Origin of the sequence: Bacillus sp. V3-13, assembly GCF_002860165.1 — a bacterium.
In the GTDB taxonomy this organism is placed as follows: domain Bacteria; phylum Bacillota; class Bacilli; order Bacillales; family Cytobacillaceae; genus Bacillus_BJ.
In genome coordinates, this window is sequence record NZ_PGUZ01000057.1 from 1 (window position 1) to 26,820 (window position 26,820).

The window sequence follows — 26,820 nt, forward strand, 5'->3', positions numbered from 1 at the left end:
TATTGTCCGCAAACAGTGGCTCAAAACTTCGCACTAGTGGCTCATTCTCTTCGCAATACTCAGCTGTTTCAGATTTATTATCTTGTATAAATTAAAACACCCACTTTAAATCGTTGAATTTTTGAATTCATTTACGACAAGAGGGTGCTATTGATCGATCATTTTTTTATTTTACTTTAAAATCAAACTAATTAAATCTCTTTTTAAGGATTCCTTTCTGTCGAATAACATCAAATACTTTATTTCGAATTTGCCGGTCTAAAGTGATTACAATGAGTGCATAAATTATGGAGCCTAATGAAAGAGCAGGGAAAGGATAAATTTTTGCAAGTAGGGTGTGGTAAATTAATAAGGATGCCAAGAAACCAAAAAGATTAAATAATAAACCTCTTAGTAATAATGACACTCCTTTTTCAATGGAAATGGTGAACCCAATTAACAAAGTAATCTCAGTAATTATTGCGGCAAAAGCCCCCCCCGCCATACCAAATTGCCTTCCTAAAATAATATAAAGGGTAATGGCTACTACCAAACCTATGGACATAACAAGCGTTCTTCTTGTTTGCTGACCTTTTGTAGTTAGGAAATCCGCTAACGGATAGTTAATAGACTGCAATATCACCATAAAAGAAAGAATGGCTAATGCTTCTGCAGAACGAGTCCATTCGTATCCGAGTAACGACACAATCCAGTATTCAGGGTTAGCAATAAAAGGGAAGGAAATGCCAAATCCAATAAATGACATTAATTTAAGTTCAAACGCTGATAAATTTCTATGTTCGTTTAATTGCCCACCATTTCCAAATGAAAATAACTTAGGATAAAACGCAGCTGCAATTACTCCCGGTATTTGGTAAAGAACTGCTGGTATCTTAAAAGCTGTTGCAAAAAAACCCACTTCACTTAATGAAGATACCTTTTCAAGGATAAGTGGACCTAATTGAGGTAACATCATGATAATTATACCATTTATGGTAAATGATAAAAGTTGATTTAATATACTTTTATTCCATCCATTGTGAACCTTTGTGTTTCTGAGAACTAGAATAAGCGCAATTAATCCAGTTATAATGCTCGAAACACCGTACATAGCTGCCACAAAAACCAATGGCCATTTAAAAAACATCCCCAAAATTAATGCAAATGAAGCAGTAACACCTTGTAAAACAGAAATGCCTGCTGTAAATTGCATTCTTTCGGTAGCTTGAAAGTATGCATTACCAATACCTTGCAGTGTTGCACCAAACATAGTAGGAAATACAATCCAATAAATAATATTTTTCATAAGATCGTCTTGATAAAAGTTTTCCACAAATATAAAAGTCAGAATAGAGATAACCATAGCTAAAATAAGTCTTATCCTAAAATAGCTGCTTATTAATTCACTTAAATTGGCCTCTTTTTTTGTTGCTTCTCTCATGAAAGTATGTGTTAACCCCGCATCTGTAAAATAACACACGACCCCAGAGAAAGCTAAAGCAACAGAAAGAATCCCATATTCAACCGGTCCCACATATCTTGCAAAAAGAATAGTTGCAATTGCTAGCATAAACCTGACAGTTATATTTCCTAAAAATAAGTATGAAGCATTCTTTAGTATTTTTTTCATTTCCATATTTCATAATACCTTTCAAAATATATTTATAAATTTCGTTTGCCTTAATTTGAAAAACAACCTTCGTATGATATTTAATTTAAAACAAAAGGAAGAACCGCCTGTTGTAGAGCGACCTTCCATTAAGTTATTTTATATATTTTTTAATTTGCATATGGACATACATTAGCTTCATAACTAACTTTATACTTTTCCGGCCATTTTGATAATATATTTTCTGAACATATCGAGATAAATCATCTTTTATTTGTAGACAAATTTTTTTTTCAATGTCATCATTCATTCTAAAATAAATACATGCATTGTCAATGATAATATGAGGTTTTATATAAGTATCAATAATTCTCAGTAAATTAGAGCTATTAGGAGAAATAAGGCGATGCTTATTTTCTATAATCCAATTTCTTATCCTCTGATAAACTTCTAATTCTTTCTCAGTCTTCAAATTATAATTTCGAAATTTTGAGCTTAAATTACCCGTCGAGAGGATTCTATAGTAAGTTAAATATTCATCAACATAACAAACATTGGTAACACTCATTACTTTAAAAAAGAATTCTAAGTCCTCACCCCAGTTAACGCCTGGAGTAAAAGTGATATTATTTCGAACTAAAATATTCTTTTTAATAATCCAAGTACTTGTTTGCGCTAATACCTGATGAGTTAGAAAGGCTTTTGTTAGGTCCCCTTTTATAAACTTTACTTCTTGTTTTGTCTCTTCTGCAGTTTCATCCATAAAATTAATATAGCCACAGTAGCAAGCATCCATTTTATTTTCACTTATGCTTTTCATTTGCTTTTCTACTTTTGTTTGGTCCCAATAATCATCACTGTCTAAAAAGGCTATATAAGTACCTTTAGCTTGATATATACCAGTATTTCTCGCAACGGATACACCTTGATTTTGTTGATACACATACTTAATCATTTCTGGATATTTCTCTTGAAATTCAAGTACGATTGTTGAAGATCTGTCTTTACTTCCATCATCAACTACAACAATTTCTATATTCTTATACGTTTGATTTACTACAGATTCAAGTGTTACACCAATATATTTTTCAGCATTATAAAGCGGTATAACCACAGAAACTAAATGGTTTTCATTCATAATTGACTCCTATAATTTTTTTCTTTGCAAGAGTATTAAGAAAAAGAGAAGATATGAAAACACACCCTCTCTTTTTGAAATTATTTTACACTTTTGAAGTACTCAATTGTTGCCTTTAGACCAACTTCTAATGAAACAGAGGGTTCCCACCCCAATTCCTGTTGTGTCAATTTGTTACACAATACACTCGATCTAATATCTCCTTTACGTTCTTCGGTATAATTAGGTTGTAACTTTTGTCCAGAAAAATTAATCAATGTAAAAAACAGATCATTAATCGTAATAGCTTGTGAAGATGAGACATTAAATGTGCCTGTCTTGTTGGCCTGAAGAGCGTTAATATTAGCTTTTGCAACATCAGAAACATAAATAAAATCTCGAGTTTGCTCGCCATCCCCATGTATAGTGGGGTTTATATTCTTACTGATTAAATCAGAGAAAATCGCGATCACTCCACCTTCACCTTCAACACTCTGTCTCGGTCCATAAACATTGCTGTATCGTAAAATAGTATAGTCCAAGTCAAATAAAGACTTAGTTAGCTCTAAGTATTTCTCGACGGTGAGTTTTGATAGTCCATACGGTGACATTGGTAAAGTGGGATGATCTAAATCAATAGGTAAATAATCAGGATTGCCATAGACGGCTGCAGACGAGGCAAATACGACTCGCTTTACTTTTTGTTTTCTGCTCGCTTCAATAACTTGTAAGGTACCCTTTATATTTATATCTGCATCCTTCACAATATCTGCGATTGATTCACTCACACTTACCTGAGCAGCTTGGTGTATAACATAATCCGGCTTAAAATCTTCAAACGCTGTAAACAGGCGCTCATCCAAAATATCACATTCAAAAAATTTCACTGGTTTTCCCTTAATATTTTCTTTCTTTCCGGTTAAAAGATTATCTACAACTGCTACCTGATATCCTTTTTGCAGTAAACCATCTACTATATGCGAACCTATAAATCCACAGCCACCTGTAACTAATACTTTTTGCGCCATGCTTATCTCAAACTCCTAACAGTTTTCATGATATATTAAAAAAAACGTTTTACATTAAATCTCATTGTATCAAATAGTTCTTCTCTATAGCAATACCCCCTAAGTGGCACCTATTTCTCCGAAAAACGTATATGAATGTTTTCTCGTGACAATTCACTAATTAAAATTGGTTATATGTTAATATAACCTGGGCAAAAAACATGGAGTTATCTTGATGTATTACACAAAAAACATATAATAAAGGAAGAATACTAATCTATAAAGCTAGGTGATGACCTTTTGAAAAAATTAATATTATTGTTTATTTTTGCTATATTGCCCTTCTTTTACTTTTCCTTAGATACGCAGGCGAGTGAAGAAAATAACGAACAAAAAAAAGTTATTATTACTTATAAAAAGGGTGCAGAAATAAAAACTTTTAAAAATGAAAAGTCTATGAAAGTACACCGTAAATTCAAAGAAGTACCAATAGTAACTGCCACGCTATCCGACAAGCAAATAAATACTCTAAAAAAAGATACAAATGTCCTGTCAATAGAAGAGGATAAAATTATAAAGATACAGAATCAAGCAATAGATTGGGGAGTAGAACGGACAGGAGCCCAATTTGCAAAGAATAATGGCTTATCAGGTTGGGGAGTAAATGTAGCGGTTATTGATACTGGTATTGCTAACAATCACTCAGATTTGAATATTACCGGTGGAACTTCTGTAGTTGATTATACAAGCAGTTACGATGATGATAATGGACATGGAACGCATGTTGCGGGAATAATTGCTGCAAAAGATAATGATACAGGTATTATAGGAGTTTCCCCAAACGCAAACCTTTATGCTATTAAAGCCTTGGATGCAGAGGGTAATGGTTATATATCCAGCATTATTGCCGGAATTGATTGGGCGATTTCTAACAATATGGACTTGATTAATATTAGTGCCGGGTCACCTTACGAATCTCCAGCATTGGAAGATGCAGTTAACTTGGCATATCAAAAGGGAATCTTAGTTGTCGCAGCAGCCGGTAATGACGGAAATAACAGTTCTGTAAATTATCCAGCTCAATATAGCTCAGTTATTGCTGTTTCAGCTCTGGATGAATTAAATAACTTAGCTGACTTTTCTTCAACAGGACCAAAAGTAGAAGTCTCCGCTCCCGGGGTTGAAATATTGAGTACTTGCCTTCTTAACGCTTATTGTAAACAATCCGGGACATCGATGGCTGCTCCTTTTGTTACCGGTTTTCTAGCCTTGTTAAAAGAATCCAACCCTTTAAGTACACAGGAAGAGTTGCGCACAATATTAAACTTGACAACAAAAGACTTAGGAACTGCGGGAAAGGACAATTTTTTTGGACATGGTTTAATCTCATTTCCTAATGTAACACCCGTTAATACTCCAGATTCTTTTGATGCAGTGGCAACAGATATTAATGTTAACTTATCCTGGAGTCCTGTACATAATGCAAAGAGCTATACGTTATTAAGAGATGGAAAAACTATTTACAATGGTGCGTTAACTAATTTTTTAGATGAAGAAGTGGTAGCTTCAACCAATTATCAATATACAATCTATGCAAATGACGCATATTCTAAAAGCCTGGCATCACAATTAACAGTGGATACTAAAACAAGAAAACAATTATCACTTAGGACAATAACTCCACTATATAACAATATTGGAGATGTGAGTCCTATATCTTACCTAAGTCCTCAAACCATTTATTACTTCGAGAATTCAGGGAATTGGTATAAAATTCATTCATGGTTAGGTGATAAATGGATTCAAATTCAGGACTATCCTATGATTACTTTTATTGAAAATACGCCTATGTATGATTTACCAAATAACAACGCAAAAATTCAAGGTTACATCGGACCTCAGTCGGTTAAATCCGTTGGGATGTTTGAGAACTGGTTTTTAATAGAAACTTGGTTAGGTGACAAATGGGTTAAAAAAGAAAATGTTATTTATGGTTTAGTAAATAAAAACACTGAAACTATCAGGTATGATGATATTACAGGGTTATATAATTCACCATTTTCTCATTCTAATCCTATCCAATACATATCGCCGCAATCCATAGTTTCTTTTGAGTCTTGGAATGGCTGGTATCATGTTCATACATGGCTGGGGGATAAATGGGTACCTGGTAAACATGCGTTAGTTGGTCCTATTTCTCAAACTAATGTATCATTAATCATCGGTGGTGTTTCACCATTATATCAAAGTCCGTTTACCGATTCTTTCATTATGGATTATATCACTCCACAGACTGTCAGAGCCTTAGAATATTGGAACGGATGGTATAGAATAAATACTTGGATTGGTCCTAAATGGGTGCAAGGTCAACATGCCACGGTTATCAATCAATAATAGCTAAAACACTCTCTAAAAAATCATAGGGTGGTCTCCTTTTTCCAAAATAAATAACCCAGTATTTCTTCGTTATCAGTCAGCATTTTGAGCGATATCTTTTATTTAAAGTACCCCACTTCCAAACAATCAAGCAGCTATAGATACATAAATATTGACTGTAGTTGCTTGATTTTTGTTTTTTATGCGCCTTCATTTTTATGCCAGGAAACAATCTAGAAATATTGGTGCTCTGATTTAAATCTCTAAACTATATCGTAATTTTCATGAGATGAATTATTCTACATTTAGTAAAGTACATTTAAGCACATTATCAATCTCCTGAAGCCGCTCTCCCCATTATTTTGCTGTACAAAAATCGTCAAAACCTGTTTCTCATTTGCTTTCCCAATAACGGAGAGGAGCCGTCAGGTTTAAATTGAAGTGTAAAACAATCGGTGAAACCTTCCCTTCTGAAAAGAAAGAACTCCTACCCAAGAGTTTGACAATGATCCAATAAAAAAATTAAGTTAGCCAAACGAAGACTGACAACAGTGAGAATATTTAACTCACTTGCAGTTTCAGAAATCATCTTAGTTTTTATTAAAATCAATAAAAACAAGAGAATTTCCAAGTTGATTTCTAGCAATATATATTCCTTAACTTTAAATCAGAAGAAAATAAATCAAAACACGAGATAAATTATTTATTCTGTCATCATAATAGTCAAGATCTTTAATTTTTCCTTTTAACAGTCATACAATAGATATGGGTTGTGATTATGAAAATCAAACTATCAATTTGTAAAAATTTGAGTATCCAAAACCCCTTTTCTCTGCTATTCTATTAGTTAGCTAGTCGATTTTTGTCCACTTATAGGGGGTTTAGGATGAGGTCTGATAAAAACCAGGGAAAGAAAAAAAGAAAGTGGCTTCGCATTACTGGAATTGTATTGCTTCTGTTAGTTGTTGGAGCCGGTGCATACGGCTTTACTGTATATAAATCGTTAACCGATGCTGTCTCCACGATGCATCAACCCATTAAGCGGGAGAAATCAGAAAAACGGATTGAAGAGGTCACATTTGAAGAACGGGAGCCTTTTTCTGTTTTAATGCTTGGTGTGGATGAACGTGAGGGCGATAAAGGGCGTTCTGATACGATGATTGTCTTAACAGTTAATCCTGGCGAAAAATCGGTTAAAATGCTCAGCATTCCACGTGATACGCGGACTGAGATTATCGGCAAAGGATTTGAAGATAAAATCAACCATGCTTATGCTTTTGGCGGACCGGAAATGTCAATGGATACGGTTGAAAATTTCCTGGATATCCCAATTGATTATTATATGCAAATCAATATGGAGGGCTTTCAGGATATTGTCGATGCAGTTGGCGGAATAACGGTAAATAATGATATGGACTTGAAGGTAGAAGGCGCTCATTTTCCTAAAGGAGAAATTACCTTAAATGGCGAGCAAGCTTTAATATATTCAAGAATCAGGTATGAGGATCCAAGAGGAGATTTTGGACGCCAGCTCCGCCAGCGCCAGATTATTCAAGAGGTAATTAGTGAGGGAGCCAGCCTTTCTTCTTTAACCCGATTTGGCGATATCTTTGAGGCGCTGGGTGATAATATTAAAACCAATCTCACTTTCAGCGAAATGGTTGACATTCAAAAGCATTATAAGGATGCAGGACAAAATATTCAGCAGATGACTGTGACAGGGACCGGCGACACGATCGGGAAAGTTTGGTATTTGATCGTCTCTGATGAAGAGAAATTACGCCTGCAAAACGAATTAAAAGGACACTTGGCTATTTAGGAAGATTGAGAGACAGTTTGCGAACTGTCTCTTTTCTATTTTCCAGATAAGCCTCACTGATTATAATCCCAGATAATCCTCCACTCCCCTTCCTCCTCCACCGCATAAACGTTTTGATGAATATCGAAATTTCCGTACTTCCCTGTGAATGTTTGAATGACTTCTGCTTTGTAGGCTAGCTCTATTGGCACTGATTCCTCTGTCATTTTCCAGTCTTTTATTTCTTCAGCCTTGCCGATATCATAAGTAAATGTTTCAACTCCAAAATGATTTAAAAAAACATGGGCCCGATCCTGGATATAATCACCCCTTTCAAAACGATCCTGCATCGTAGAATGAAATAGACTCCATGATTCCGAGAAGTTCCCTTCCTGTTCATATTGATAAAACTGATCGATTACTTCTTCAGCTTGATTGTTTGGATCAAGATGGATCATTCGAGCTATAAAAATTATTAAAAAAACAAATGCGGCTGCTCCAACGAGAAAACCTCTTTTCAACCATAAGTTTCTCTTTCTGTACATATCCAATCTCCTTTAAAAAATATCTCTATAAACACCATATGTACAAGTCGTCACGAATATTAATAGGACAACTTGATAATGAAGTAGGGATCAGGAAGCAGAGTGCACGTCCTGCCACTCAGTTCCCCTGCCTCCTTAGCTGCTCAAATAAGATTAATTTTTCATTTTCTACCGGCGAAAATGACGTTTTCTTAGCCGAAAACGTCATTATGGTGGCTAATAACGTCATTTTCTCGACTAGAGGGATTTTTTAACAGCTGTTATCTTAGAGCTACCCGGGAATAAAAGGATAGGCGCGCTTTCCTGAAAGGAATTTCAAATGGAGAGCTTTGAGGAATTAGCCGAGCAATACAATCCGATGATCCACAAAATCATCCGCTCCCTCCATCTATACAAAAATGAGGATGAGTTTTACCAAATCGCATTAATCGGCTTGTGGGAGGCTAAAGAAAGGTTTAATTCGGAGAAAGGGGTATTTTTGAACTATGCCTATACTTATGTAAAAGGGAAGCTTTTATCAGAGCTGGCCAGACATGTGAAGAACGAAGAGCGCAGCGTTTACCCTGAAGAAGGGTTTTGGGAATTGATCGAGGACCTGAGTTCTGATCGGCCGTTAGAAAGGAAGGTATTACTCTCCTACTGTGAGCCGCTAAATGAGAAGCAAACTAAATGGGTTCTCTATACTTGCCTTGACGGGATGACAATAAAAGAAATTGCCGAAAAAGAATCGGTATCTGTGTCAGCGGTCAAGGGATGGCGAAAAGGAGCAAAGGAGATAATTAAGGAACATTTAACAGCTGATTATAACCTATAAAATAGTAAAAGGTGAAGATGATCTTGGTGATCATCTTCACCTTTTGCTTAACTTTAAAGTGGAGCATTGGCTGATAGATTCTAAAAGAAAGATTTTCTCCTGGGCAGTAAGCATTCTCCAGCTTCCTGCTTTGATCTTCATTTCACCCACTCCTTCTATTTTTTAAATTATTCTGCTCAATAACATTCATTTGCAAGATGATTCTAAAAGTTGCTACTTTATTTATACCGCCTTTTTACATAAATAAAACCCCAATTCCTCCAACAAAATGTGACTATTTTCTCTTTTTACTTAAAATTCAAGTTATTTTCAGACTAATCTCGGCAGTTTTTGTCGTTTCATATTCAATATTTAATCCCAGGTAGCACCAGGTTATGAAAGTTTTCCGCTCGAATCTTTCTCCGAGTGATTTTGCTATATTCATATCGGCAGCTCCATAAATTGGTTTCAAAGGGGAAAATTGAAGTTTTTTGTTTTATTTTGTAATAATATGTTGAAAAATTCACGAATATTGATATAATTTTACAAAGCCACACCTTAAGTAAAATGTAATAGGTATATATGCTCATTATAAATTCTACCAGCTGTAAACAATAATTTAATTTCTATAAATTATGTGAAACTAGGTAAATCCATAGAGGAGGAGAAGAATAAAATGAATGATCTAAACTATATTACAGCACTCTTAGAGAAACGTTCTTTCTTCAGTGAATATCAGCCTCTTTGGAATACAGAGACAAACTCGATTTTCGCTTATGAAGCTTTTTTTCGGATTGAAGACGGCACCAGTCCTCTGGTCATCTTCCAGGATGCACGCGACGCGGGCCTTCTTTATGAGCTTGATACTGCATCTATCCAAAATGCTATAAAGAACTATCCTTTTTTTAAAAAATATTTCCTGTTCGTTAATGTTTTCCCATCATCATTAATCCATGACAAATTTCCAATGTTTATAAAAGGCTTAATGAATCGTTTTCCTGAAATTAAAGGGGAGATCATCTTTGAGATTAATGAAGCCGCTCTTGAAGAAGACTGTTGGAACAAGGATATTTTTTCAGATCGTTTGGAGTTCTTAAGATCAAGCGGCTTTCAAATTGCATTTGATGATTTGCCGATTACTGAGTTATCGCTGACAAAGATCAGGCGCCATGAACCGGAATTTGTGAAATTGGATCATACATATTCCATTCAGCTATCAGAATCATTAGTGAAACAACAAAGCATTGAATATTTGCTTTCATACATAAATCGAAAAAACATGTTGGTTCTCGAGGGAATCGAAACAGCAGAGGACCTTTTGGTGGCCAGGAATCTGGGGGTTCCGTTGCTGCAGGGTTACTATATTGCAAAGCCTGTAGTATTGGATTCTTTTCAAGAACATATTTCAGCAAGTATGGACTAGAAATTTATACAACGCCAGCGGGAACAGGGGGAGAAGTATTTATGAACAAGGGGAAGCTAAAGAAACTGAATTTAAAGCTGGGAACAAAGATTAATTTAATAGTGCTAACCATTGTTTTATTGTTTTCAGCTGTGATCGGGACAGTTGTTGCGCGTGAGGTAACGAAAGGAATTAAAAAGGTTGCTGTTGAAAAAGCTAAGGGAGACTTAAGCCTTGCCTCAAGTTATATAGATGAGAAATACCCCGGTGACTGGACAATTAAAAATGGAAAGCTTCAGAAAGGTAAAGTTGTCTTGAATGATAACTTTGAAGTTGTCGATGAGATTGGAAAATACACTGGAGATACGGTAACCATCTTCCAAGGTGACACAAGGATTTCGACGAATGTCATGAATGACGGAAAACGGGCTGTCGGAACCACTGTATCATCAGAAGTTGCCAACACAGTGATTAAAAAAGGAAAGAATTTTTACGGGGAAGCCGAAGTTGCCGGTAACTTCTATCAAACCGCTTATATGCCGATTAAAGACAAAAGTGGAGAAGTTGTCGGTATTTTCTATGTCGGGGCCTCCCAAAGCGTGATTGATGAAACATTGCGCAGTTTTTACATAATATTCGCAATTGCTTTAGCAATTATTTTACCTGTGGCGTTTTTCATGGTTGTCCTTTTTACAAGAAGATTAAGAAAAAGGCTCGATAAAATTACTGTTGCAATGGACCAGGCTGGCAACGGGGATTTTACGACGAATGTCGATGATTCTGCAGGTGATGAAATCAGCAAGCTAACCGCCAGCTACAATCAAATGAAAGACAATTTGCGGCATATGATTAACCAGGTAATGCAGACATCCGAGCAGGTTGCCGCTTCTTCCGAAGAGCTGACAGCAGGAGCGGAGGAAACAAGCCGTGCTACAAAAGAAATCACAGCCGCAATTCAACAGGTTTCAAGCGGTGCAGAAAATACAACTACAAGCCTTGAAGAAACATCAAAATCCATGGAAGAGATTACGAACGCGATCCAGTTGATTGCAGAAGCGTCCTCATCGATCGCCGAAGCCGGCTTAAAGGGCTCAGAACAAGCGAAACTAGGCGGAGAATATGTAAGCGACACCGTCCGGCAAATTCATGCGATTGATCGCTCCGTCAATCAAAGTGGCGAGGTCATCAAACTGCTGGATAAACGATCACAGGAAATCGGCGAGATCACAAAAACGATCTCCGATATTGCCAACCAGACCAACTTGCTCGCCTTGAATGCGGCGATTGAAGCAGCACGAGCCGGAGAGCATGGAAAAGGCTTTGCCGTTGTCGCGGATGAAGTTCGTAAACTCGCTGAGCAATCCCAGCAATCTTCAGCGCAAATTTCGGAAATGATTAAAGAAATCCAGACAGATATGACCCGATCAAACGAATCGATTACCCAAGTCAAGTCAGAAGTAAATGAAGGCCTGGGAATCGTCCAAAAAACGGAAGATGCTTTTAAAGAAATTATCGCTTCGATGGAAGACATGGGCGGACAAATTGATGAAATGGCCGCATCCGCGGAGCAAATGTCGGCAGGAGCACAGGAAGTTTCAGCAACTGTTACAAGCGTAACGGCTGTTTCCAGGGATTCTTCCCTGCATGCACAAACGGTTGCAGCGGCCACAGAGCAACAATTGGCAGCGATGGAGGAAATCTCTACATCTGCAAGCTCAATGTCAGATATGGCTGTCAATTTACAGGAGCTTGTCAGCCGTTTCAAAGTTTAAACATCTATAAGGTGAAAACAGACAACATGGCAGGCCCGGATACTCGGTTCCTGCCAATTTACGCGGAAAGGAAAAAACATGCTCTATACACAAGATGAACTTGTTTTCATTAAAGAAAACCTGGGAAAGCGCCCATTAACAGAGATCGCCAAGCAATTAGGACGGTCACCAAAGTCATTGGAAATGACGCTGATCCGGAAAATGGGCACATCCAATACGAAAACAAGCACCGGAAACATAACTGCCGGCGAGCTGGCGAAACTTTTGCAGGTAGACAGAAATACGGTTATAGGCTGGCTTGCCCGGCATGGGCTGCCTTACAAAGAGCAGATTACCAGATATAAAAAGAAATTCACATTCATCGACGTCGAACAATTTTGGAAATGGGCTGCACATAATAAAGAAAAAATCGATTTTTCAAAAATGCATCCTAACTCCCTACCCCCTGAGCCCGATTGGGTCAGGGAGGAACGCAAATACAAAAAGGACCGGAACTATTGTCCATGGACCATTTTAGAAGAAAAGCAGCTTTTAGAATGGGCCCAATCCGGGCTAAGTATGCAAGCCATTTCTGAAAAGCTGAACCGGACACTTAGCTCTGTTGTGAAGAAATATGAGCGGTTAAAGGATCGGGAGTCCCTGATACATAATAAACAGATATAACTTAGTAAAGCATCCCAACTCTTGGGTGCTTTTTTGATTATCTTTTCCAATCTTCTTCAAGATCCTTTGGATTTGAAGGCTCCTGCTTATGCATGCGTTCTTCGTCACCTTGCTCAGGATGGTCTTCTTCTGGCCCATCTGCTTTTTCCGGTTCTTCCTTCTCTTGATGATCGTCATTTGCCGGAGGCTTAAAATTTTCTTCCTGTTCTGTTTCTTGCTCATCCCTTTCTATCTCATTCTGATCTTCTTCCTTTATGCCGCTGTTATCAGGAACTGGTTTTCGCTCATTTTGTTGTTCATAACCTTGATTTTGGTTCCCTGCCGGTTGCTTATTTTGTTGTTCTTTATGGTTGATATCAACCTTTGAAGTATTGCTGCTGTTATTTCTCTCTTCTTTTTTTACAGCCTCCGGCATCTGCTTATTGTCTGAACCAACAGTTGGTGTACGTGTTCCAGCAGGTGGAGATTCCTCTTTCGGTAAATCATTGCTTTGATCCTTGGCATTTGAATCGTTCAGTTTATTCTTTTCTAAATGATTATTCCCTTCATCGGATTGCCACGTGTTTTCCCAAAGCTCCTTTAACTCTGCAATTGATCGGCTGCGGATGGTTTCTTTGCTGATGTTATGGCCTTTGTTTATTAAATCCTGATAAGTAATATATTTATTTATAGACAGATTTGCTTTATGGGCTTCATTCAAGATGTTCTTATTTTCTTTTTTAACAGAAACCTCAGCATCGACCTTTTTTTCATTAAGCGAGGCCGTCAAAGTACTTTGGATATCATCCTCGAGCTCATTCAAATTTTGCTTAAGCGGCACAACTGTAACAGCTACCATCCCTTTTTTATCTCTTTTCAAATATTTCTTTTCGACAGTATGGCCGATAAATTCATCAATAAACGTATATAAATTTGTACCTTGAGCTGAGATCGATTTCATTACTTTGTGTCCATCATCATTGACAGGAATAACTTTCAGTATATTCAGCTGCTGATCGACATGAACCTCAATGGACGGGTTAATATCGATTGCGACTACATACGAATCTTGTTGAGATTGCGAGTTAAAAAGAAAATAACCGATGACAGAGAGCATCAAAATGGCAGCGAGTGGTAAATAATTAATTGGTCGAAACCGATTATCTCTCTTTTCAGAATAGGTGTAAGGCTGGCCCATTCGCGGCACATCATTTTCAGGCCGGGGAACATTTTTAAAAAGGCCTCCCTCGCACATTATCACCACATATTCCGGGGTCACCTCTATAACAATTCCCTGATAGATTTTATTGTTCAGCATCATTGTTCATCTCCCACTGGAATGCGGATATATTGAGATAGCTGGCGCCATTCCGGATGCAGCCTCAGTATAATTAACGCAATTAAATATTTCCGGTATCTTTCGACCGTTTTAACAGAATGTCCTGTTTTTTTGATGAAGAGTGTAGTAGGCAGCCGTTTTTCCCTCGAAAATTCCTCAACCATTTCTGGTAAACTGACAAACTGGTGTGAAATTAACATCATTTTTTCCCTTGTGTCTTTATGCTTTGGTGCATAGTGCTCGAGTTCTTCAAAAAGAATACCGAATTCGTTTAAGATCTTCTTAAACTCCAAAATTTCCTCGATCAATTCTTTCTCCTGTAAAGATTGCTGGTAAGAATGAAGAGACTGCTTTTCCTCACATTCTTCGTCCTGGTTGGAATGACCGGCTTTTTGTTCTTTTCTGAAAAAATCGATTAGATCTCTTTTGATAAGAAGATAGGCATAATTTAAAAAAGTTCTCCCTCGCTGGCCATTATATGTATCAATCGCACGATTAAAAGCCAATAAGCTGACACTTGCCTCTTCGTCGCTCCAGCTAATATAGCGGCCTGTAATATGGCCGGCGGCATTAATGATATATGGGCGGTAATGGCGAATGATCGTTTCTCTATCTTTTTCGCTTCCGCTTACCGCCGCTGAAATTAATATACCAAGCTCTGAATCTTGCAATTGACCACCCCCAAGTACCTACCAGATAATCATACGTTTAAAGTTTAAAGGGGTAAAGAAGCTTTTTAGATGCTTTTTTCATTTCCTTAATTAATGGATTCATGAGAATAAAATACAAATAGAAGGAGCCAACCGCGTGGCTCCTTTGACCTTTCAATCTTCACCGTCTTCTGAGTTTTCTCCTTCTTCACTGTTTACGTCTCTATTTTGCTTTTGTTGGTCTTTATACTGCTTGTCTGCTTGTTCTTGTTGTCTGCGAGACTGTTCTGCTTGTTGCTTTGCTAATTCTTCTTGTTGTTTGCGAGCCTGTTCTGCTTGTTCTCTTTGTCTTTTTTCTTGCTCTGTTTGCTGCTTGCGGGCTTGTTCCTGTTGTTCCCGCTGCTGTTCTGCTTGTTCTTCCTGTCTTTCACGTTCTTGTTCAGCTGCTTCCCTGGCCGCTTGTTCCTGTTCTTTTTTACCCTTTTCTAATTCCTTTTGTTTTGCTAAGCCTTGCTCTGCTTGTTTTCTATTATTTTCTGTGTTCACACCAATATTATTTAAATTATTTTGCTCTTCGTTATCTTCGTTTTGTCCTTCATTATCGTCTTCTTGCCTGTCGTTGGAATTTCCTTCTTCATTCCGTTCGGCCAGTTCTTCAGCTGCTTCTTCTCTTAATTCATTAAGTTCCTTTTCGGCTTTTTCCTGGATTTTTCTGATTTTCTTATCGGCTTCTGTCTGGGTCATTTCACCTTTTGCAAGCTTTTCTTGAATTTTGGCAAGCTTCTCGGCTGCCTCCTGCTCTATTTCGGAATACTCCTTTACGATTTCAAATTCTACCTTCTGTTTCTTAATATCTCCCAATGATTTTTCCAATCGTTCTATTGCGGCTGTATCGTTTGATTTTTCCGCTTCTTCTATCGCCTCTTCGATTAAATCTTCTTTTTGATTGATCACTTTACCAACTAGTGTTCCAAGATCAATATTTAACTCTTTCGCTATTTTTCCAAAGCCCATCTTTTTATTCTTTAATAAATCAACAATTTCCGCTTCCGTCTTTCCGCTTTCCTCAGCTAAAGCCAAGACTTTGACAATTTGTCCAAATCCAAGGCCTTCTGCACGCAGTGCTTGTACCTTTTCTGTATCTAACTCCTTAACCACGCCCGCTACTATAAAAGCTTCCTTTTTAGTAGATTTCACTTCCTCTAATTTATTGTCTGCCAACGAGTCTTCGCCAGGGATATCGAGTGCAGCAGTTTGCTCCAACTTACTCGTTAACTGATCCTTTACCTCTCCGTTTATATCCGAATCCAATACCACCTGCGCAACCTTATCTCCTGCTTGCTGCAAGGAAGCTAAATATTCATCAATTAAGTTCGTAATATATTGATCTTGATCTGTCCCGGCGAGTTCTGCCAGTTCTGAAAGCCGCTCCTGAGAAAATTGAAGCAATAATTCGGTTTCCTTTACATCATTAAAAGTAAAAAACAACTGCAGGTCTTCAGACAGCTTGTCAAAGAAATAGGCAAAACTATTATCTGGTGTCGCGCCTGCTGACACTTGGGAAACTGGCGCGTTTATTGTGTCGTTAATTGGCGCTGTCTCTCCTTCTGCATAAGCCGCAGTGCTAAGCAGTAAGCCTCCCATAAAAACTCCGCCCGAAATGAGCCTCTTAATATTTCTGTTCATTGAACTTCTCTCCTTATAAAAAATAAGAAAAGATGAAAAAGCCATAATTTTCGCCGCACTGGTGTTGGCAGCTGGCTGACATAGGTTTTAACCCCGTTAGTCCCTCTAGCTTTGCGTCGCCATTTTTCAATGGTTTTGCCTTTATCAACTTTTCTAGTATTCTATACGATTTGATGTCGAAATTTGAGGGGGGATTTTGCGAAATAAATTTACGACATACAGTAATTTGATGGAGTTTTCGCCATAAAAAGTATAAAATATTGAAGAAGATTGAATTCTCTATTTTTACGCAGAAAATAGCCCGAGCCAGGAATGAATAGAATAGTGTCCAAAAAATATTTTATATAGGAGAGATTTGGAATGAAAGTTGATAAACTCCTTACCGATTTCTTAAAAGACTTTAAAAAAACAGAAGGCTATCAGAACCTTTCACCTTCAGAAAAAGCAGAAATTGATGAATTGCTGGATTATCAAATCAAAAATATAAGAACAGGAACAAAAAAACAAAAAAGTTCTGTGCGAAAAGCAAAACCTGTAATGACGTACCAATTGAAAGTATCACTAAAAGGTATCCGGCCGCCTATTTGGAGACGAATCGAAGTGCATAGCGAGTTAACCTTCCACCAGCTGCATGAAGTGATTCAAGTAGCAATGGGTTGGGAAAATTATCATTTATACAGCTTTGAATTCAATGATGTTTTGATTGAGCTTCCCGAGGATGAATTAGAAACTGGGTTTTTCCTTCCTAATATGCGGGAAACAGCTGATTCAAGGAAAGAAAAGTTAGGAGACTGGATTCGAACGGAAAAGGATAAATTCCTCTACACCTATGATTTCGGAGACAATTGGGAGCATATCGTGAAAGTAGAAAAGATTGAGGAAGTATCCGAAAAGCCAAAATACCCCGTTTGCCTGAAAGGAAAACGTGCTTGCCCACCGGAAGACGTCGGAGGTATTTATGGCTATTCAGCTCTGTTGGCCGCTTTTCAAGATCATAGCGACCTCCAGCTTGACCAAGAGGAAAAGGAATACATGGAGGAGCTGCGGGAATGGTATGATCCTATTGATCCGGAAGCGTTTGACATTGAAGAAGTTAACCAATCTCTAAAAAAAGTTTTGACAAACAGGAAACGATAATAGCTTGTCTTTAAGAGTGGATTTAATTATCCACTCTTTTTTTTGATCAAGATGGCTTTTTCCCCCTAGCCTCGTTTATTGAGCTTTCTTTTTCCGTACGGCCTGGCAATAGTAACTGCGAAGCACCAAATCTAGCCCAAAAAGATATAACGGACATTAAATAAAGGTTGCTTACGATAAACGCGGTGTTTTTTTGTGATTTTTTTCTACTAAATTCTTCAAAATGCCCTTTTTACGACCAAAATCATACCCTTTATGCAAGTAAAATTACGATTACTATTAAAAACTCTGTCGTTCTTTATCGAGAACTTTTTTATTTATAGATGTTCTTTATCAAGTTATTATTAGATTACTAGCAATTAGGAGGTTAAAGCCATGCCATTATTATATATGAAAGAAATCTTTACTCCCTTAAAACTAATCGGAATTAAATTCTTCATAATAAAAGAAGGCCATACGTATATGAAAATCTGGAACAGACCTCGAAGAAGGATCTTTAACTAATACAATTGTATAGCTGAAAAATGGGATAAGGATCTTTTGCCGTAACAGCCAATCATTGGCGAGTATCGGCAAGGCCTTTTTTATTGTATATAAATACTTACTTTAAACTTCTCGATATAGAATACGATTATCTTTATTTGTTGCGCTTTTGGCTTCGCTTGGGTTGATTGTCTATCCATTTAGATAAAAAAACTAGCTTAGCAATCAGCCAAGCCAGCAAAAACGAAAACAAATTATTTTCTTCCCCATTTCTTCTTTTTGGATTCAATCTATTATGCTACTCCCAACACTTCACGAATGTTTGTTTTATAAACATCTGCTTTAGGTCCGTAAAAAAATGATTATTTTCCAGCATTAAAAGTAAAGGAAGAACAGGTATCTTTAGTTTAATGAAAAAGGACAGTTCTTGAGTGCTTATTCAAGCTTTTCAAGGACTGTCCTTTTCATAGAATAAAAATACAAAAGAATGGACTAATATATATCACTTTTCCTTCGCATTACCTTTCCAGTATTCTAGTACAATAATGGTATTCTTTCTTGATATCGTTTCACCAGTTCCCTGTTATACTCATCCGCCCCATCAATATTCCCGCTTAAGAAAACAGGAGGTTCAAACCCAGTATCCGCTATTATTTTAATAGCTTCTGCGAAGATAGCATTTAAAATCACTGCTCCAACTACAGTTGAAGTCGGGGCAAAGGGAACCTTTACCTTATCATATGACAATATCGCATCTCCACTAACTGAGTGATTATCTATTGCCAAATCTACAGAGTTAAATAAATACTTACCACTTTTGTGCCTTGATGGCTGACTTATGGAGTAATCCAATGAAGTGATTCCGATGACAAATGCACCCATATGGCGGGCCTTCTCGGCGACATCTATCGGCACCGGATTCCTTCCGGATGTCGACAATACAAACACCACATCATTCACTTGTATATCTTGATCGTTCAGAAATTCTTTGGCATAGTCGTTTTTCCGCTCTAATTCCGATGAACGCAGAGCCCCTTCATGCAACATTAAGGGTTCTACTAAAATGGGTTTTATCGGCACCAATCCACCTGCACGGTAAAATACTTCTTCGGTAAGAATATGGGAATGTCCGCATCCAAACAATTGAATAATGCCGCCCTTTTGAATAGCTTCAGCGACTTTCTCGGCTGCTTTTTTCAGCTTATCTTTTTCAGTTTGTTCAACCAGATCAATTCTTTCTTTCGCTTTTATAAAATATTCATTGAGCATTGTTTTACCTCCTTACAAGGCTAATAATTTCTGCCACTTTGCTTGGCACAGTTTCACCTGTTCTTTTATCAATTGTGGACCCAAATATATGAGGCATAAATAACGGTATGCCGCAATTCTGCACCGAACTTACAATTTCTGCTATATTATCAGTGGATATTCCCCCTGCTGGTTCCACCGCCTTAATCCCTTTGCGTGCCGCAACCTTACATAAATAAATCAGTTCTTCCAAATGTTCCAATCCATTTAAAGGCATGAATTTAATTGATTCTACCCCGATGTACACAGCGAGCTCGACCAATTCTTCAACCGTCAGCTCCATCCCTGTGGGCAGCTTCACAAATCCAACTCTCCCAGAAGGAGCTACAAGACCATTAACCATCTGGCTGATTTCTAACGCATCTAAGTACCCTCGCGAGTAACCGGCCATTTCAAAAGGTTGGTTGAGGTGCCCCGGGTTAGAGTCTGCAGCAATTTTCAAAGCTCTATGCCAGTTTTCTGAATTCCCGCCTTCACCGAGACCTATACTGACAATCGGTGCTGCTTCTTTTATTTCTTTTACTTTATTGATTCCGGTTGCAATTTCAGCAAAATCTGAAGCAACTATTCCCGGCACGACATAGCCTTCTCCGGCTTCCATGATTTCTATTGCATTCTGTTTATGCTTTGCTAAAAAATTGAACAATACAAAGTCTTCTAATCTATTGAGTTTTAAAAGCTTCACTTTTTGCACCTTCAATCAACATAACGATGTTTTCTATCGCGACTTCAATAATTTTTCGGCCTTTCTCCCTAGTGGCCAGCTTCGCATCCCCTAATACGGCGGAGCTTGTAAATTCTTCCCATGGTGTAGGTGTTACATCGGCACTACTCGGGATTTTCGGTATATCTGTAACAGCTTTTTTCATATCTACATGTTCTTCAGCCAGATAAAGCATATAAGAAGTTTCAATTTCACACGCATGGAAATATGTTGCATGTGATGACTCTGTTTCCCTTACTTGAGCGATTACCTTTGACGTGTCCGGGTAGAACAAGTACAGAGTTTTCAAATTGGGAACTTGATCATAAAGGATGCGGGCCGCCTCTTTCAATGCAACCGAATTGCCCAGATGAGCATTTATAATTGCAAACACTCTAAAACCCTGTTCATACAGGCTGGTTCCTAAATCCACCAACAAACTGATTAAAGTTTGGTTGCTAATGTTGAGGCTCCCGGGAAAGTTTTTAAGACTCCAAACCTGTCCATAAGGCATTGTTGGCAAAACAAATGCTTCTGTATGTTCGGCAATAATAGTGGCTAATCTCTCGGCCAGTATATTGTCAGTTCCAAGTGGTAAATGGGGCCCGTGTGCTTCAACAGCACCGATCGGCAAAATTGCCACCCTGCTTTTAAGGATTTTTTCTTTTATTTCAAAGGAATTTTCAGTTTGAAAAATCACGCATGTAGCCTCCTTCCTATTTCTTAAAGGAGAAGCATCTTGCTGGGTTTTTTATAAAAAACTTTTCGATTAACTTCTGTCCATCATATCCTTGCCTGTTAGCATCTTCTATAAAGCGCGGCACCCATTTCGCAATAATAAATTCCAAGCCCAGCCCATAGTCATAATGTTTATAATAGGTTTTTCGAGCCGTGTCTCCACTTATGAGGATTTGGTCCTCATATCCCTTTTTCACCAGTTCCAGGATGCAATGGATGCGTGTACTTTCGGGTGCATATTTAATTTTGGCAATCCCATCAAAGCATAAAAACGCACCTGTGCGTGCAATTTGTTCGTGGTAGAACGGATCAGGATTTCGATCCATATGGCCAAAGCTCATATGTGATAAATCAATTCCTTCACTTTTTAAAAGTGCAATTTGCTCAAGTCCCATTGTTCCTGCTTCAGTATGTGAGTGGATAGGTGCTTTAGTCTCCTTATGGGCTCGCGCTACAGCACGTAAAGTCTTTTCTTCCAATGGAGTGATCCTATTGTAGCCTGTACCGAATTTAACCTGGCCAGCCTTAAAAGGAGTTCCTTCCAGGCCTGCTTCCACTTCTGCTATGACGAAATCAGTCAATTCGTTTATAGTTTTTGATTGAATCCACTCATGGTAAGTTACGTAATCTCCCAATATTGGCTTCAATTCCTTTTGAATCTTTGCATTCCATAGGAAGCTTTTATTAAAACCCGCAGTGCCAACTATATGAATATCCAATTCCTCAGAAATTTCCTGTACAGCTTTTACATCACGTCCATAGTCAATTGCAGTAGCATCGACAATCGTTTTTCCACCATGGCTCTTAAAATCATTTACATCAAGCTTCGATTTTTCCTTATCCTCCAGTAACAGGTCATGAGCCTCCTTTTCCAACCAGAACGGCGGACGGCAAACAATATGCTCATGGGAATAAGTAAAACCTAATTCTTTAGGTGAAATGTCTCCTCTAAGAGTTCGAATAAAGCTCAAGCTGATTCCTCCCAACAACTCAGATACTCAGAGTAAATAAAGGGCATTAGCTGCCCTTTAGTATTTTCATAATTTACAAGAATAACTCGGCAAGCAACTTGATAATCGGCCCTAAAATAAACATATCTGAGTCAGCCGCCCACATTGCTGTGTCCGGCACGGTGCTTGAAATAAGCATTTTAACCATAATATATTGGCCCCACGCAACTACTGTAGAAGTGACGAACCCTCCAAGGAGAGCACCTCTTACCCCGCCCGTTGCGTTTCCAAAAACACCCGCAGTTGCCGAATGGAAGAAGAGTACGATCATAGTCGGAACAAAAACGTAACCTACAGTATTTCCAATCACAACTAGCCAAATCAATGCACCTGCAAAAGCCCCCAAGAAGCCTAAAATGACTGCGTTTGGTGCGTAAGGGAATACAATTGGGCAGTCCAGCGCAGGCCGTGCTCCTGGAACTAATTTTGTTGCAATACCGTTAAAAGCAGGAACGATTTCTCCAATAAACATCCTTACTCCCATAAGTACAATCGCAATACCGCCGGCAAATGTTAAGGATTGAATTAAAGAATAGATCATAAAATTTTGATCGCCTGACTGTGCAATTAATTCCTTTGCTTCCGGTGTTCCTTTTGTTGATAGAATAATAGCGCCAACTAAAAATAACAGTCCCATTGTTAACGCGGTGATTACATTAGAGTCTCTTAGAAACTCCAAACCCTTAGGCAGTTTTATTTTCTCTGAGTCATTCTCTTTGTTTCCAAGAACCTTCCCTAATAGGCCACTGATAAGCGCAACCGATGCAGAGGTGTGCCCTAAGGCAACATTGTCATTCCCTGTTATCTTTCTCATAAGTGGCTGTGTTACTGCTGGTTGAAGTGTCCAATATAATCCCATAATGATTGAAAGAAAGATGACAAGTTTGCCAAATGAAACATCCCCTGCTGAATGGACTGCAATTCCCGCAAAAACCGTTGTTGTCCAAAACATCATATGGCCTGTAAGATATATAAACTTAAACCTTGTAAAACGGGCAAGCAGCACGTTTATTAAGAACCCCAAGGTCATCGCGAGCGTTACGGCACTGCCATATTTCGCATTAAAATCATTTTGGCCCATAAATGTCCCTAATGAATCCGCCTTAAGATTAAAGACTTCTTTCCACATAGGTTCGAATATATTTAATGCACCTACAATGACCGCTGCACCGGCATTAATAATCAGGAAGCCGATTATGGCCTTAAATGTTCCACTGATAACCTGACTTGATGTCTTTTTCTGCAAAAGCAGACCCAGCATTACAATAAAGCCCAGTAGAATGGCTGGTGTACCAAAAATGTTCGTGGCAGTCCATCGAATGATTTCCATTTAAGTTTCCCCCTCTTAAATAATTAGTTATTTTATATGTTTCTCTAAAGCTGTCTTTATTTCATTAAGGTCGAAATAGTTTTGGACAATAATGATTTTTGCGACGGTATTTGTTAATGATTGGGAAAGCTCATTGCTTGTTACAATATAGTCGGCAGACATGCTGGATGCCGAAGATACATCAGTATGCTCAACGTCTGCTGCGATTCCTATATCTCTTAAAACCGTTTCAACATTCATTCTTAAAATTAAGCTTGTTCCCTGCCCCAACCCGCATACACATAAAATTCTCATGATCATTCCCTCCCAATAATTGTTTTTATATCATTGTAGTTTGTGGCCTCTTTTAGCTTTTCAACATTAGCCGGATCATTTAACAGAGTCATTAGTTTTTTTAGAATAAGAAGATGCTCTTCACTGGATGAAGCACCGAGAGCGAAAACCAGCTGTACAGGATCATTGGAGCTGCCAAACTCAATTGGATGTCTTAATTGGACAAACGAGACGGAAGCTTCCTTTACACCATCCTCCGGTCTTGCGTGTGGCAATGCGATTTGTGGAGCAAGGACAAAATAAGGCCCGTTTTTTTGAAAAGACTGCAGCATTGCTTCAACATAGGAACTCGTAACGGCTCCCCCTTCAACAAGTAGCTGGCCTGCGGCTTTAATTGCATCTTCAGGAGTAGGTGCCTCTACTGCAACCGATACGAGATTCTCTTCCAAAAACTTCATGATGTTAACTCCTCATATTAAAAGTTTGTTTCTTTTTCTATTTGAATAAATATCTACCATTCTTAAAATCTCTTCCGGAGTTTGAGCAGCAATGAGTGACTCTATATTTTTGGGATTCGATAGCATAGCTGTCAATTGTGAAAGCGCCTTTAAATGCGTTTGTTCATCTATAGCGGCCAGTACAATGATAAGATTAGCGTCATGTATATGGTTTTCCGAGAAAGATACACTCTTGGATAGGCGCAGCAGGCTCATACCTAGTTTCCTCACGCCATCCTCCGGCCTGGCATGCGGTACTGCCACTTTTGGTGCAATGACAATGTATGGACCCATTTTCGTGATAGTGTCAATCATTGACTGTACGTACTCTTCATTGACAGTCTCATCTTTAACTAAGGGATCCGCCGCTATCTTAACAGCATGCTTCCAGTCGATAGCCTCTGTGATAAGCTGAATTTTTTCTTTAGTTAGCAACGATTTTAATTCAGGCTTTTTATCTTCATAAACGGCTTTTTTGGGTTGATATAAATATTGTCTCAATTCCTTTAGCATACTATCTTCGTCAGTCACATTTGCATATTTATGGATAATCTCCATTACAGCATCAACAGAGTTCCGAAACTTCCCTTTTGTATCAGAAATAGCATTAACCTTTCTTAACAATCCCTCTTTTTCAGATTCCGTCAGTATCGGACTTACAACAAACACGGGTTTATCTGTTTGAATCGGAGTAGTAGAAATAACGAAGTCTGCTTCATGATGGTTTCTCTCATATTCCCTTAATGAGACGGATCCGATAATATCTATTGTTGAGAATAGGCCTTCAAGTTGGTGCTCTAAAATTCTTGATGTTCCCACCCCATTTGTACAGACGAGGATGGCTTTCTTTCTTGCTGCTGGCGTTATTCCTGACCTTTTCACCCAACCCCCGAAATGCATCGCTATCAATGCAGTCTCATCCTCATTAACTTCTTTGCCCAAAGCTTCCTCAAGATGATGGATAACTTTTTTTGTTATTAAGAAAATATCTTCGTATTTTTCTTTTATTAAACCTGCGACTGGGTTCTCCACCTCCAATCCATACTTAATCCGATAAAAAGCCGGTTTTACATGAAGGAGCAGGTTTCTCACAACAAGCTCACGTTTTTCCAAGAAAATACAGGCGTATTTTTGAAAATCGACTACCATGTGCTCAACAACCCTGGATAAAATTAATGTGTCATTGTTTATATCTTCGTAAAAGCTTTCTGAAGCCTGCACTTTCGAACTTAATAAATGTTTCGTGATGTATAGTATTTCATCCTCAGGAAATCTTGCGTTGAATAATTCTGCAAGCTTTTTACCGATTTTTATTGCTGCATCGTATTCGTTCGCTTGTCGTAATATCTCTTTTTCTACTGGGTCAATCCATACTTTCTTTCCTTGCTCCAATCTCTTGCCAAAAAACCACAGCCTGAAAACCAAGCTGTGCAAAAAATCATCAGTAAATTGGAGTTTTAGATTCTTTTCAACTTCAGACACAATTGAATGGACTGCTTTAAGCTTTTCTATTTCAAACAGATCTAAACCGTTCGTATTTGCCCCATTTAAAAAGAATGGTATTTTTGTCATTAGATCTTGCCAGCTAAGCACAGGCAAAACGAGTGAAAGATAAAAAACAATGGCCTTTCTTTTATCCTCCTCAGCACCCAGCAAGACATAACCTTTTTTACGTTCAAATTCTATTTTCAAATGATATTTTTCCAGATCGTCCTTTAAAACTTTTAAATCTTCAATAATAGTGTTTCGGCTCACCCTTAATCTTTCCATCAGGTCATCAATATAAATGGGAGTATTAAAGCCCATAAGATATAAGGCTAACCAGGCTTTGCGCTCTTTTGCTGAGTATTCATAATGCCAGGTTTGCACATTCTTTATTTTTTGCGGTATCTGCTTCTTTGCAGTCTCATCCATATTGAAACCGGCTGATCGTGTATGTTTTATCACGGGAAGTTGATTTTCTTTTAACCAGCCATTGATCTTATCCATGTCATAGTAAATGGTGCGCCTGGAAATATTGAACTTTTCCATAATCTCTTTTAATGGAACATACGATTGGGCGTTAACCAAATGCGACAGAATCAAAGTACTTCGCTGGTCTAAAGACACTTAGCGTCCCCCCTTTTTGTGATACTTAAATAAAAAGCACGAAATTTCTACTATTAACTACAATATAATTCAGAAAACTACAAATGTTGAGACCAAATAACGTTCAATTATTTGTGCAAGCATTGTACTTTTAAATTTTTCATGTCTTATTATTTGTAGGAGACCCATTAATGAGTTAGGATTCGTTTTGGAAAAGGTATTGACATAAATTTATGATTTCCTGTTCTAAAGTTAATTCATTGAAGGGGGTAAGCGGGGCCAAGGAAATGGGCTGATTGTTTAACTTCGCCTAAAAGATATGATAAGAACACAAAAGCATGTTGTTTGATCTAAAAGAACATAACAGTCTCAAAGAAAAGGTTGTCAGGCTACCATGGTGTAGAAACAATATAAGATAATCACGCGTTGACAGAGTTTTTTCGGTAACTATAAGCCAAAAATAGCTGTTTTAAAACAGGCGTGTTGATTAACCAGTTTTATACAGTAAAATAAATGAAAAAAAGACACTTTTCTTGTA

22 protein-coding genes and 1 riboswitch are annotated in these 26,820 nt (G+C 37.9%); of the genes, 7 read left to right on the plus strand and 15 right to left on the minus strand.

The features are described 5' to 3' along the window. Positions 1 to 187 precede the first annotated feature (187 nt). The 3 genes from CU633_RS18265 to CU633_RS18275 form a co-directional block, all read right to left on the minus strand. Positions 188 to 1,615 carry an oligosaccharide flippase family protein gene (locus tag CU633_RS18265; protein ID WP_101662012.1) on the minus strand — a complete coding sequence of 476 codons (1,428 nt, stop codon included), beginning with the start codon at positions 1,613 to 1,615 and terminating at the stop codon, positions 188 to 190. A gap of 127 nt (positions 1,616 to 1,742) precedes the next feature. After that, positions 1,743 to 2,729, minus strand: coding sequence for a glycosyltransferase family 2 protein (locus tag CU633_RS18270; protein ID WP_101662013.1), 987 nt, complete (start codon positions 2,727 to 2,729; stop codon positions 1,743 to 1,745). Between the two features lie 77 nt (positions 2,730 to 2,806). Continuing rightward, complete coding sequence (locus tag CU633_RS18275; RefSeq protein WP_101662014.1) at positions 2,807 to 3,733, minus strand: NAD-dependent epimerase/dehydratase family protein; 927 nt, start codon at positions 3,731 to 3,733, stop codon at positions 2,807 to 2,809. Between the two features lie 279 nt (positions 3,734 to 4,012). On the opposite strand from CU633_RS18275, the gene CU633_RS18280 reads away from it, so the two are divergent. Together CU633_RS18280 and tagU are read left to right on the plus strand one after the other, a co-directional pair. Further along, on the plus strand, positions 4,013 to 6,106 hold the full coding sequence (locus tag CU633_RS18280; protein WP_101662015.1) for a S8 family peptidase: 2,094 nt from the start codon (positions 4,013 to 4,015) through the stop codon (positions 6,104 to 6,106). An 868-nt stretch (positions 6,107 to 6,974) separates the two neighbouring features. After that, positions 6,975 to 7,907 (plus strand): polyisoprenyl-teichoic acid--peptidoglycan teichoic acid transferase TagU, encoded by a 933-nt coding sequence (tagU, locus tag CU633_RS18285; protein ID WP_101662016.1) that lies wholly within the window; start codon positions 6,975 to 6,977, stop codon positions 7,905 to 7,907. Between the two features lie 53 nt (positions 7,908 to 7,960). Here the strand turns inward: tagU and CU633_RS18290 are convergent, their stop codons facing one another. Then, a complete protein-coding gene (locus CU633_RS18290) occupies positions 7,961 to 8,431 on the minus strand; it encodes a hypothetical protein (protein ID WP_101662017.1) in 471 nt (156 codons plus the stop codon). 319 nt (positions 8,432 to 8,750) lie between these two features. Here CU633_RS18290 and CU633_RS18295 point away from each other — a divergent pair, with 319 nt between their 5' ends. From CU633_RS18295 to CU633_RS18310, 4 genes are all read left to right on the plus strand, one after another. After that, positions 8,751 to 9,245 carry a sigma-70 family RNA polymerase sigma factor gene (locus CU633_RS18295; protein ID WP_101662018.1) on the plus strand — a complete coding sequence of 165 codons (495 nt, stop codon included), beginning with the start codon at positions 8,751 to 8,753 and terminating at the stop codon, positions 9,243 to 9,245. 655 nt (positions 9,246 to 9,900) lie between these two features. Next, positions 9,901 to 10,647: an EAL domain-containing protein gene (locus CU633_RS18300; RefSeq protein ID WP_101662019.1), complete on the plus strand. Its 747-nt coding sequence runs from the start codon at positions 9,901 to 9,903 to the stop codon at positions 10,645 to 10,647. A 41-nt stretch (positions 10,648 to 10,688) separates the two neighbouring features. After that, entirely contained in the window at positions 10,689 to 12,398 is a 1,710-nt protein-coding gene (locus CU633_RS23750; protein ID WP_101662020.1) for a methyl-accepting chemotaxis protein, read from the plus strand. A 78-nt stretch (positions 12,399 to 12,476) separates the two neighbouring features. Next, the gene (locus tag CU633_RS18310; protein ID WP_101662021.1) at positions 12,477 to 13,061 is read left to right on the plus strand and encodes a DNA-binding protein; all 585 of its coding nucleotides are present in this window, start codon (positions 12,477 to 12,479) and stop codon (positions 13,059 to 13,061) included. Positions 13,062 to 13,098: 37 nt separating this feature from the next. Here CU633_RS18310 and CU633_RS18315 read toward each other — a convergent pair whose 3' ends face one another. The 3 genes from CU633_RS18315 to CU633_RS22585 all read right to left on the minus strand — a co-directional run bounded on the left by CU633_RS18315 (position 13,099) and on the right by CU633_RS22585 (position 16,715). Next, on the minus strand, positions 13,099 to 14,358 hold the full coding sequence (locus tag CU633_RS18315; protein WP_142383437.1) for an anti-sigma-I factor RsgI family protein: 1,260 nt from the start codon (positions 14,356 to 14,358) through the stop codon (positions 13,099 to 13,101). Next, positions 14,358 to 15,050, minus strand: a complete 693-nt coding sequence (locus tag CU633_RS18320; RefSeq protein WP_101662023.1) for a sigma factor — start codon at positions 15,048 to 15,050, stop codon at positions 14,358 to 14,360. Before CU633_RS18320 ends, CU633_RS18315 begins: the two co-directional genes overlap by 1 nt. 153 nt (positions 15,051 to 15,203) lie before the next feature. Next, on the minus strand, positions 15,204 to 16,715 hold the full coding sequence (locus CU633_RS22585) for a DUF5667 domain-containing protein (RefSeq protein ID WP_142383438.1): 1,512 nt from the start codon (positions 16,713 to 16,715) through the stop codon (positions 15,204 to 15,206). Positions 16,716 to 16,778: 63 nt separating this feature from the next. Then, positions 16,779 to 16,865: riboswitch (cyclic di-GMP riboswitch) on the minus strand. 210 nt (positions 16,866 to 17,075) lie between these two features. On the opposite strand from CU633_RS22585, the gene CU633_RS18325 reads away from it, so the two are divergent. After that, positions 17,076 to 17,852 (plus strand): plasmid pRiA4b ORF-3 family protein, encoded by a 777-nt coding sequence (locus tag CU633_RS18325; protein WP_101662024.1) that lies wholly within the window; start codon positions 17,076 to 17,078, stop codon positions 17,850 to 17,852. Between the two features lie 1,017 nt (positions 17,853 to 18,869). Here the strand turns inward: CU633_RS18325 and CU633_RS18330 are convergent. The 8 genes from CU633_RS18330 to CU633_RS18365 form a co-directional block, all read right to left on the minus strand. Beyond that, on the minus strand, positions 18,870 to 19,604 hold the full coding sequence (locus CU633_RS18330) for an SIS domain-containing protein (RefSeq protein ID WP_101662025.1): 735 nt from the start codon (positions 19,602 to 19,604) through the stop codon (positions 18,870 to 18,872). Between the two features lie 4 nt (positions 19,605 to 19,608). Continuing rightward, a complete protein-coding gene (locus tag CU633_RS18335) occupies positions 19,609 to 20,328 on the minus strand; it encodes a KDGP aldolase (protein ID WP_101662026.1) in 720 nt (239 codons plus the stop codon). Next, positions 20,306 to 21,046, minus strand: a complete 741-nt coding sequence (locus tag CU633_RS18340) for a creatininase family protein (protein ID WP_101662027.1) — start codon at positions 21,044 to 21,046, stop codon at positions 20,306 to 20,308. Before CU633_RS18340 ends, CU633_RS18335 begins: the two co-directional genes overlap by 23 nt. A gap of 16 nt (positions 21,047 to 21,062) precedes the next feature. Then, positions 21,063 to 22,055: a phosphotriesterase family protein gene (locus tag CU633_RS18345; protein ID WP_101662028.1), complete on the minus strand. Its 993-nt coding sequence runs from the start codon at positions 22,053 to 22,055 to the stop codon at positions 21,063 to 21,065. 73 nt (positions 22,056 to 22,128) lie between these two features. Continuing rightward, positions 22,129 to 23,424: a PTS ascorbate transporter subunit IIC gene (locus tag CU633_RS18350; RefSeq protein WP_101662029.1), complete on the minus strand. Its 1,296-nt coding sequence runs from the start codon at positions 23,422 to 23,424 to the stop codon at positions 22,129 to 22,131. A 27-nt stretch (positions 23,425 to 23,451) separates the two neighbouring features. After that, on the minus strand, positions 23,452 to 23,718 hold the full coding sequence (locus tag CU633_RS18355) for a PTS sugar transporter subunit IIB (RefSeq protein WP_101662030.1): 267 nt from the start codon (positions 23,716 to 23,718) through the stop codon (positions 23,452 to 23,454). 2 nt (positions 23,719 to 23,720) lie between these two features. After that, complete coding sequence (locus tag CU633_RS18360) at positions 23,721 to 24,155, minus strand: PTS sugar transporter subunit IIA (RefSeq protein WP_101662031.1); 435 nt, start codon at positions 24,153 to 24,155, stop codon at positions 23,721 to 23,723. A 12-nt stretch (positions 24,156 to 24,167) separates the two neighbouring features. Then, on the minus strand, positions 24,168 to 26,303 hold the full coding sequence (locus tag CU633_RS18365) for a BglG family transcription antiterminator (protein WP_101662032.1): 2,136 nt from the start codon (positions 26,301 to 26,303) through the stop codon (positions 24,168 to 24,170). Positions 26,304 to 26,820: the final 517 nt, after the last annotated feature.